General features: G+C 42.5%; 10 protein-coding genes. 1 reads left to right on the top strand and 9 read right to left on the bottom strand.

Annotated features, from left to right (window positions below):
• Positions 1-731 (bottom strand): amidohydrolase family protein (locus RH89_RS07530; protein ID WP_004400743.1); only part of this gene is annotated, 731 nt, incomplete at its 3' end.
• A 363-nt stretch (positions 732-1,094) separates the two neighbouring features.
• Between RH89_RS07530 and RH89_RS07525 the strand changes: the two genes are divergently transcribed.
• Positions 1,095-2,846 carry a hypothetical protein gene (locus RH89_RS07525; RefSeq protein WP_038145260.1) on the top strand — a complete coding sequence of 584 codons (1,752 nt, stop codon included), beginning with the start codon at positions 1,095-1,097 and terminating at the stop codon, positions 2,844-2,846.
• A 163-nt stretch (positions 2,847-3,009) separates the two neighbouring features.
• Here RH89_RS07525 and RH89_RS29580 read toward each other — a convergent pair whose 3' ends face one another.
• The 8 genes from RH89_RS29580 to RH89_RS07490 form a co-directional block, all read right to left on the bottom strand.
• Positions 3,010-3,327 carry a hypothetical protein gene (locus tag RH89_RS29580; protein WP_139063247.1) on the bottom strand — a complete coding sequence of 106 codons (318 nt, stop codon included), beginning with the start codon at positions 3,325-3,327 and terminating at the stop codon, positions 3,010-3,012.
• A 506-nt stretch (positions 3,328-3,833) separates the two neighbouring features.
• Complete coding sequence (locus RH89_RS07520) at positions 3,834-4,844, bottom strand: hypothetical protein (RefSeq protein ID WP_004400740.1); 1,011 nt, start codon at positions 4,842-4,844, stop codon at positions 3,834-3,836.
• Positions 4,845-4,993: 149 nt separating this feature from the next.
• Positions 4,994-5,383: a hypothetical protein gene (locus RH89_RS07515; RefSeq protein WP_004400739.1), complete on the bottom strand. Its 390-nt coding sequence runs from the start codon at positions 5,381-5,383 to the stop codon at positions 4,994-4,996.
• A 505-nt stretch (positions 5,384-5,888) separates the two neighbouring features.
• On the bottom strand, positions 5,889-6,524 hold the full coding sequence (locus RH89_RS07510; protein WP_004400737.1) for a LysE family translocator: 636 nt from the start codon (positions 6,522-6,524) through the stop codon (positions 5,889-5,891).
• Between the two features lie 149 nt (positions 6,525-6,673).
• Positions 6,674-7,009, bottom strand: a complete 336-nt coding sequence (locus RH89_RS07505) for a hypothetical protein (protein WP_004400736.1) — start codon at positions 7,007-7,009, stop codon at positions 6,674-6,676.
• A 293-nt stretch (positions 7,010-7,302) separates the two neighbouring features.
• Positions 7,303-8,334 (bottom strand): LacI family DNA-binding transcriptional regulator, encoded by a 1,032-nt coding sequence (locus RH89_RS07500; protein WP_004400735.1) that lies wholly within the window; start codon positions 8,332-8,334, stop codon positions 7,303-7,305.
• 331 nt (positions 8,335-8,665) lie between these two features.
• Entirely contained in the window at positions 8,666-9,763 is a 1,098-nt protein-coding gene (locus RH89_RS07495; protein ID WP_004400734.1) for an ABC transporter ATP-binding protein, read from the bottom strand.
• Positions 9,764-9,766: 3 nt separating this feature from the next.
• Positions 9,767-10,431 (bottom strand): alpha-amylase family glycosyl hydrolase (locus tag RH89_RS07490; RefSeq protein ID WP_004400733.1); only part of this gene is annotated, 665 nt, incomplete at its 5' end.

Raw genomic sequence — 10,431 nt, 5'->3', positions numbered from 1 at the left:
ACTGGCCAGTCGGATCCAAACATTAAACGTTCCGAACCAAAGGACGATTTCAGCCAAGCGATCACTTCTACTAGCGTTGATTCATTTTTCAACAAGTCCCCAGCCTGCGTAACTAACCCCGACACTTTGCATACTACGTTGGAGTGCGCCGCGATGGAGGCAATGTTCTGTTGCCATGTTTTATACGCAGATTCGTCTTCCACATAAGAGGCAATGGCAGGTATACCGCCGTGATCCAGTACAAACTGAGTGCCGGGGCACTGCTTTATTAACGCAGCCGCATCGGCGAGTTCTTGAGGTCGAATGCAGATATCAAAAGAGAACCCCTGTTTTCCCATCGCCTGCACGCCTTTGACAAACGCTTCCGACAGGCAGTGACCTGCTTCCATTTCTGGGGTATGGAGCACTTGCCTGAAACCGGCAACATGAGGAGCTTTGGTTCGAACAGAAGAAAGGTATTCATCAATATCTGCTCTGGTCACTTCAATGGATGCCACCATTGCCGCAAGCGGTAATTCAGAGTTCTGACAAAGCTTGCCTACGTACTCGATTTCTGCATCCCTCTGCTCCGGAACCACATCCACTTCTAAATACACCGACTTATCAACTTTCTTAAAATCAGAAAGATAGGCGTCGATACTGAAGGTTTTATTCAATGGTTCAAAATCATTCACCCATGGAAGATTGAACTCGTCCAAATCCCACAGGTGCAGATGACTGTCAATGATCATCGCAGATCTCCTTATCGCGAACGACATTTTAAATATAAAATTACATTTTAAATACGATATGTAAATTCATTTTGGCTATTATTTGGTCAATTTAGCAACTAGCGTGAAGCTGATCACAAGATCGTTCTCTTAAAGAATAGGACTACAAGCAGTAACTGGTTTGAAAGATAGGATTAGGCTTATGAAATGATGTAGAAGGCAGGATGATGGAAGGGGGAACAGCCAAAAAGTTAAATTGGTCACAAAATATAAAATGAATAAAATTGCAAAGGATTACAAAAAGTTAAGTTAACACAAAATTAATACTCGGCTCCCTACTTTACCTGACAGCTCAACTTTCTATTAAAATGTCAGGAAACCATAATGAAAAACGCGTTGTTAGCTTCCGCTGCACTTGGCTTATGTGCCTGCGGAGGAGGATCCGATTCTGGAGGCACTTCGCCTACCGACCCAGTACCCACTCACCCAATTCAACCTGGCAACGCGTTAGCCTGGACCTATGGCGCCCAAATCGATATTTCAAATGGCGACTCTGTAAGAGCAAGAACCGATAATAAAGTGCACAAGATTACAGTGTTCAAGCCCGAAACAAATGATGTCAATTCAATAACACTCAGAAATGCTCAACATCAATTACTTAAATCTGCACTTTGGACGGTGAAAAACCCAAGTGGCACAACAAATACGTATACAACATTAGACTTTATTGTCCTACCCATAAGCGAAGTTGGCACCTACCATGTCGAATCTTGTGTGTCGCGAAGCAACACCATTACAAAGGCGTATCCATTTTGTGCGAAGCTTGAAATTGAAAGCGTAGAACCTACGGTGATAACCCCACCACCTATCATCAAATCACAAACAAGGACATTTAGCGCTTCAGATTTTGTAAGTGGATCAAACGCGCGGTTCGAACAAGCAAACTTCAGCACATCCAGCTCCAGACTCAGCCAGAATTCAAATCGAGGCTTGGTCACTGTTAACGCGCCCCGAACCGAATTCACTTATGAAATGTTCGATGAATACGATTATCTCGCTACGGGTTCTTCTGAGAACGTTAAAATCGATGCAAAAGTCGTCAGTGATACTGAAACAAAGCTTGTTAGATTCGACCTTGTTATTAATGGTGCAGATACTCAACCCACGTGCCATGCGGCGAATAGTACTCCTATTCCAGCAACGGCTCTTACAGACGAGACCTACACTTCTATAAATGTGGGAGATTGCATTGCTATTGGCGACCAAAACTTAAGTGAGACTTCTGGCTGGAAGGCATACAGCAGGGACTCTACCACCATACAATTAACTGACCTCTTCCGTTATGCGGGTGTAGACTTCTCCGATAACGTGAAAGTGCTTTATTTACAAACAACTGTGACTGGGAAGATCTCTTTTTCCAAAGAGATTCATGGCGGCGACAGCGACGGAGACAGGAGCTGGAAGGTTAATGTAACGCCAGCCAACGTTGCACCTCCAAGTGTCGACAATTGGCAAAACAAGCTATCCGCGCAAGTCCAGCAAATTCCAACCATTTCTGCAACTGAACCAGCTCAAGCTACAGAGTGGATATACCACTGGAGAGTGTATGACGAGACATTCGGAAAATCTCTGACAACGGCGGTTTCAACCAAAACACCTGAGCTCAATCTCGATAAGTTCTTAACCAGTAAGAATCTTAGCGTTGAACTGTATGTAGACAATAGGAATTTTACCAAGCACGTTTCTTTCCCACCTGGAGCAAAAGGCGAGCTTAAGAAATATGAACTGGACTTAACCGTAAGGGGAGATGAGCCTCAGCCACCAAAAGCCATCGTATTGTTCAATGGTAAACGCTATGAAGCTCAAGCGAGACCGCATTCAATTAGGCTAGACAAATCTATGGGAGCAGTGTTTGACGGCAGCCAGTCCGTGTACAGCACGCAGGATCCATATTTAAGTTTCCACCACATACAAAACTCGAGCGACATTCACAATACCAATCGATTTAATGGCGTGGTTAAAACCTTTGATAATCTGGAAGACGTAAACCGATACTCTTTCTGCATCGCAGGTACTTTCCCTTGGAATAGCACAGAAAATCCGTGCGTGAATTTCATATTTTATTCGGCTAAGTAGCAGAAATTAGCACTCAACAGAATCACCGTGGAGCAGAATGCTTCACGATGATTTTTGATTTAGTTTCTAGAAAATGCGTGGAATCTAGCGTCCCTGAGGAGAAACGTTGGCAGCACTGGTACCGTATTGTGAGAGACACAATATGTGTTATGCATTTTCCTTATTAATCCGTAACATAAAACCATGAAGGTGCAGGGTGATTTTGGTGGCAGCCATTCAATGCAACTCTTAGCTTTTTACCTCCCATGACAGCAGCCAAGGCTGCGGAATATTGCCCCTGACTCCCTTTTTTATTAGGGTTTAATCTTAATTGATTTTTTTGAGTACATTCTGAGTTAGATACATGTTCCTTCAAAATAACAAAGCATGTTCCATCTTCAGTGTCACAACCGACTCCAATTGGCGTAACTATTTGTGAAGCACTTACATTAAAACTAAAAGTTAAGCCAGCGGAAAATAATATATATCTTAAGATCTTCAATTTGTATCCCTCTTTCAATTAACAAATGACATGGTTTTCCCCTCCTGAGAATCAATCACACTTGAGTTGATTCGATTAACAGTGAAAGCACCATATCTAAGTATTCTTATTTTGCGGGATCGACTTAGTGAAAAAACACTCTAGTATCCACATCACCATGCCACGGAAAAGTCGCTTTCCATAAACCCCAAAACAACCATAACTTACTGACTATATTAACGAATATTCCACCTAAGCGTATAGAATTAGAAGCGTGTGGTGGCGCGCATTATTGAAAGTAACACATACGGTTTAAACAGAACCAACAGGGTTAACCGATATCGCCAAAGAAACATTGTATAGGGGGAGGCTGTAGCAAAAAAGTCACTATATGTATTTGTCGTAAGCCATGTTTAATCACCGAAATAACAAAACGAAGTAGATGACGTTGTTGTTCGAGGTGAATTGGCTGCTATCGCAGCCAATAGAATGTTATTGCCTATTGACAGGTGGAAGGCTCATATGTATTAGGTTTTCTTTGCACCAGAAACAATACCTTTCACCGAATCAAGAACTTTTGTCATGCTATCTTGATGAGCTCTATATTTTTCAAGCTCGACGGTGCTTTCACCTTTAGTTAATTTGAAATTTCTTTCGGTTTCCGAAAGCGACTCAATTACTTTTGATTGAGACTCGATTGACTCAAGCATAATTGCTTTTTCCGCTGCAATAAACTTCATTTCTGCATTAGTTAATTCATTTTGGAAATACTTAATTTCATTTAACCCTGCCTTATATAACTTAAGAAAGAAAAAAGAAAATATTTCAACAAATAGGCTTAAAGTAATACGAGGGAGGTAATATGAAATCAACTCATCATTTGTCAGTTGTTTTTCACCACTTAAAACCGTGGACGCAAGTATCACGACGGCAACTACTGTAGTTAATACACCGATGATTAAGTTTAAGTTTCCTCGGCGTGTCAGTGAGTCAATTTCACGCATCAAGCGACGTCTAGTCATCTCACATTGCTCACGTATGCTGTCTACAAAACGGTCACGTTTTATATCTTTAGAAAACTTTTTTTCAATTGCTAAAAGCACACTGTTAGAAGCATCACCTATAATCGATGACTTTATATCGTCAACTATCTCAGCACGCTGATTACTCGTTAAGATGTCTTCTTTATGATCAACTTCGCCAACGATTTCCTTAAGCCTTTCAATTTGATGGTGTAAGAACTCAATTTCATTGGAGGATGATCTTCCATGAGCCAACTCATTTCTCAGATGTCTGATTTCTTCTGACATCATTTCTTGCTTCTCATTTTCATTGAATAAACTACCTGTTCTCAGATAGTTCATTAGAAAAATCATTACACCAGATAACATAAACACCAAAGGGAATATAAAATCTAACTCTGAACCACCAAAAAATGGGACTTTTGCAAACATAAGTACAAAGCCTGTAACAAGTGTCATTGCTCCAAGGACAACCTGCAACCTTCGTGCTCTTGTATTTAGTCGATAATCTGACATCTAATCTCCTGATGCTGCTAAAAATGATAGAGAAGCCTAACCCTAAGCTAAACGACGCTTTCGGCTAACCAACAAAACACACTAAACTCCAAACCAAACATGCGGAAAGTTTAGTGTCCGTTTAAGCATCTTGTTATAGCAAAGCAATTTCAACGACTTTTTCCTAGTTCAAAAGCCCCACCATTTAATATTTTATGGTGTTCGAAAATGTCCTCACCCCGTTTATCTTCGAAATATTGTTGATAAGAGGGTTTAACGAGATCAAGTTGCTCTTTTATGATGGAACAGTCAAAACTATGTTTAGCTAGGAAGTGATGCTTAGCTCCTTTTAGACTAATGGGCATATTGCAAACTTCACATGCGTGTTTTTGCTTATGAGGAATAGAAAGTAGCTTTTTGTATGTTAAAGCAAAGCCTTTCTCTACATTACCCTTAATAGTTTGAGAGTACTCACATACCACTTGAGAAAAGTAAAGTTCATGAAGATTGTCGTCAACTTTTGGATGAAAATCGTGCGCCCTAGCTAGATGCTGTTTCATTGCCGAAAATGTTATCTTTTTATGGCATTGATTACACCTGTAGTAACGCCTTGATAACTTTTTAACGCTAGAACTCTCTTTACTTCGTTCCAGTGAGCCATGAATTTTATTTATGTGTTTTTTAAGGTTTGACCTATTCACTTGACAACAACATATTGGGCAACTTACGAGACTAGAAATCTGCAAACTGACCTCCTTTGCTATATAACGAATGACATGGATTCCCTCTTCCTAGAATCTGCCACACCGAAGTGGTATCGATTAACACTGGAGGCACCATATCTAATTGTTCTTATTTTGGCGGTATCGACTTAGTGAAAGATCACCTTAGTGTCCTTGTCTTTGACTTGAGCGGTAAAGTCATTTTCAACAATTCATCACCCGACTTAACTTGCTGAAGTGTCAGTTCACTATTAGAAAGCACCTATGTTCTTAAACAAACGCATATCTGGATAGCTTTAGTGATCAAATCAACACCAATGATCAGCTGTGCATCTTGTTATATTTAGGGCTTTGAACTCAAAAGAACTCCACCACCCATTCCTATGAACAAGCTACCTGAGACTTTTGCGAGCCTACCCTCAAACTTTTTGGCATTCAGCTTTTTTCCTATGCGACAAATAGCCAGTGCGTAGCTCAAGTGGACGCCAGACACAATAACGCAAATTGACAGATACATTATGACAAATTGCGTTGCATGAGAATGACTTGTATCTAAAAACTGGGGTAAGAACGCTGATAGAAAAATCATTGTTTTGGGATTGCTCACTGAAACAAAAAATGCCTCTCTGAAAAGGGATTTAGAGTTACTTTTCGGTCGTTCAAAATCTAGATTGGCTAGTGTAAGGCTATCTTTCTTCACTTGTTTGAAGCTTCTGATTCCAAGGTAAATTAAGTACAAACCACCCACACATTTCATTACAAAAAACCATGCAGGTAATCGAGCAAGGAATTCCCCTACCCCGATAGCAACCAAACCAACAATGAGAAGCTGGCAAAACAAATTACCTAAAACTGTAGTGAATGCAGACCAAATACCATATTGAACGCTATTTTTAACCACTAACAATACATTAGGACCTGGCGATAATGTAACGACTAAATACGCTAGAAAAAACATCATCCAAGTATCTAAACTCATTGAACACTCCTTTGCTTACAAAATATAACGCCCTAATAAAGGGGGAGAACCACGTAATACCGTATCTCCCATATACCACTTTAAACACCTAAATCAACGCGTAGTGAAAATGCCACGCGTTGGCTATTGGTTTGAAACTTTATTAATATTTACTGGAAGTTTAACCACTGTAGTCTTTTAGCTCCTGATGCATCTTTGGAGTCATCTACAAACACTCTTATTTTTTTTCCTGATGTATAAGCAGTTAGCGCAATTGAAAGCATCCCTGAATATGCATCATCAGTATTTTCAAGATAAGCCAATTTTATGTTCGGGCATGAGGAGCTACTAAAACCGACAAGCATCTTGTTTCCGTGAGTACTTCCATCAACTCTATCAGCCTGTACATACACAGTTTTCAGCGTAACTACTCCACAATCTTTATTCCCCGCATAAGTTGGCATGGATAAAAACATGCACAAAAATACTAAATAGCACTTTTTCATAAATGACCTCAAAATTTTAAATGTTGATAACAGTAGTTAAACGACAAATTACCCATATGGTTTATCCACAACCTGTCGTATAAGATTCTTGCAAGGTCTTTAGGTTAGCACGCAATAAACTGAATTTTATATAATTATTTGAAAACGACTAGCCAGTGAAAGCACACAAGTAGATATGATTGAAGAAGAGAAACAAAAGGAAATTTTTAGCAAAAGCGAATATAAAATCAGCCACTTTAAATTAAGCGGCGTGATTTTTTAAACCAAGATTAGGCTGCGAATACGACTCGAATCTACGCACTGGTTCGGACGCACAATTCACTGTCAATCACACAGCTCTTTAGAGGTTCTTTCCCTAAAATCATATGAGCGGCCAAGCGTCCTTTTTCTCTCTGGGCTTGATGAATGGTGGTTAACCCTGCGGTTTTGGCTTGGGGAATGTCATCAAAACCAGAAATTCTTACATCGGTAGGCACGTTCAATCCTGCATCTTGGCAAGCTTGCATCGCCCCTAATGCAATTACATCACTCATACAGAGAATGACGTCTGGTCTGGTGGTTTCTATTGCCCTTTGTGCGGCGGCATAGCCTTGCTCAAAGTTGTTGTCTGGCACATTCCAGATGAACTCGTCCGACAGAAAATGACCTGTTTTGGCTTTCAGCACATTTTGCATACCCAGCAAGCGGCGATTTGAAACCGACAGATTTGGGGCAAGCAGATCGGACGTTTTTATCTGTTCGACTTCACGGGATGCGGTCAGGCGCAGCCCAAGAATACAGACTTGTTGGAACGGTTGACTCAGTGTGTGAGTGGCAATAAGCGAAGCGGCCCCTTCGTCGTCGGTATTAATGTGGCAGACGCCATCGATATCGACGTCGACGGAAACCATGGGTTTATGCTGGCGTATCAGCCTTGCCAGCATTTCGTCATCTTTGGGGGGACCGTACACAATAAAGCCGTCGGCATACGCGTCGAAAGAACGACTTTCAGCGAATCCGACACGGCTGGGAAGCAGAAGAATATTGATATTTTCTTCATCAAACACTTCCGATACCCCCGTCAGAAACTGTGTGGCAATCGGGTCACTGAAGTTGTATTGCAGGTGCTCAGCCAGAGACACACCAATAATGCCTGACTTACCAATTTTCAGACTTCTTGCTGCCGCATTGGGACCGTAAAACCCCATTTTTTCGCACTCAGCGAGAATGTGTAAACGGAGTTTTTCGGACAACTGATTGGGGCGGTTGAACGCATTAGAAATGGTCGCCGTGGACACGCCCAAAGCGAGTGAAACGTCTTTTAGTGTCAGTTTTTTAGCCGTCATAATGCGTTCAACGTCCTGTTTTTACTATTTTTATACCCAAGTAACCTCAAGGTGCTAGGTTCAGCGAGAATTAACTGGCTTTCAGACAAGGCACCGATTTAAAGATCTAGTGGCTCTAAATCAAGAATCGGTAACGCAGTATGAAAGCCAGTTAAACTCGCCCTTGGGAGCCCATATTCTGTCTCATTTCATCGTCAAAGAACTTGGAAAGGACGGGTCATTCCACTGCGTCCTTTTCCTTGAACTGAACCAGAATATGAGGCTCTGAATCCTGCACCTTGAGGTCACTTGGGTATATACGCCCCAAAAGTGGGTCGGATAGACTAACAAATTATCTGCGTAATGTTTGTCCTTTTTCTGCGTCAAACAAGTGAATTGAATTCAAATCCAGATAGCCAGTGAAGAAATCTTCATCGGGCGAAAAATCATCGTCAGCTGGCACTTCCAGTGACAAAGGTTGCTCGCCAATTTCCGCACGGATCAACATGCTGGCACCCAGCAATTCGTAATCCACCAGTTTGCATTTCACAGACACGTGATTGTCGTGTCCAACAAATTCAGGTTTAAGATGAATATCGGTTGGTCGAATACCTAACGTCACCTGGTTCCCAGCAGTTACCTGGTCAAACTGCTCTGGTATCTGAATACTGCCGCCATTCAGCGCAAGAGACGCCTTTCCTTCCGACTCGGAAACCGATGTATCGATCATGTTCATGCTGGGGTTGCCAATAAACCCTGCAACAAACTTGTTCACTGGTCGGTTGAATACTTCTTTTGGTGAGCCGATTTGGGCAATCACTCCCTTTTCCATTATCACAATTCGATCGGCCAGCGTCATGGCTTCGACTTGATCGTGTGTGACGTAGATGGTGGTGGTTTCCAGCTCACGATGAAGCCCTTTGATTTCTGCACGCATCTGAGCACGCAGCTTGGCATCAAGATTGGACAACGGCTCGTCAAACAAAAACAGCTTAGGCGTTCGAACCATCGCCCGCCCCATCGCAACACGCTGGCGCTGGCCGCCCGATAGCGCTTTGGGTTTTCGATCAAGCAGTGGGGTGAGTTCAAGTAAATCCGCCGCCCACTCGACTCGCTGGTCGATCTTATCCTTCGGCATCTTTTTCAACTTGAGGGAAAACGCAATGTTGTCGTACACCGACATATGGGGATACAACGCATAGCTCTGGAATACCATGGCGAGGTCGCGATCTTTCGGGTCGACGTCGTTGATGCACACATCATCAAGAAAAATTTCTCCACTGCTGATGTCTTCCAACCCTGCAACCATGCGCAAAGTCGTCGATTTTCCGCACCCCGAAGAGCCCAGTAGTACGACGAATTCGCCGTCCTGAATCTCTAAATCAAACCCTTTTACTACCTGGGTTCCACTGTAGTCCTTTTTGACATTCTTAAAGGTTACTGATGCCATCTGTTACCCCTCACTGCTTTTCAGGTTTGCTATAAATCCACCCGCTGATGGAAGCGTAAACACGCCATCGGACTGACTGTAAGGCAAACCGATTTCTTCAAATGAATCGATGGCTAGACCATTCTCACTAAGATCTGGCAGAGCGATTTCTTCACCAGTCAGATTAAGGACAATCAGCATTCTATGGTCGTCTAGGTAACGCTCAAAACTGATCAATTCAGGATGCAGCGAGTGCCATTTGAAGTCTCCACCTTTCAGCAGTGGTTTGGTCTTACGCCACGCCACAAACTGCTGCACAAAATTCAGCATCGAGCTTGCCTGTTGCTGCTGATCTTCTGGGTTGAGTGGCTTATGCGCTTCTTCTACTGGCAGCCATGTCGACTCGGCAGTGCTAAAGCCGCCTTCTTGGTCCCATACCATTGGGGTACGACATCCGTCACGACCTTTGAAGTCCGGCCAAAACTCGATTCCAAATGGATCTTGCAAGTCTTCAAATCGCACATTCGCTTCCGGCAACCCAAGCTCCTCTCCCTGGTAGATACATGCGCTGCCTTTTAGGGTAAGCAGGAACACCATGCTGGCTTTCGCCAGCGACTCTCGCTCTAACTTAATGCCATTGCTGTCAGTGCTCCAACGAGTAGCACTACGCACCACATCATGATTGCTTA

This window comes from Vibrio nigripulchritudo ATCC 27043 (assembly GCF_000222685.1).
Lineage (GTDB): Bacteria > Pseudomonadota > Gammaproteobacteria > Enterobacterales > Vibrionaceae > Vibrio > Vibrio nigripulchritudo.
Note: the sequence above shows the minus strand (reverse complement) of the source record. Positions and strands in the feature narration are given on the sequence as shown.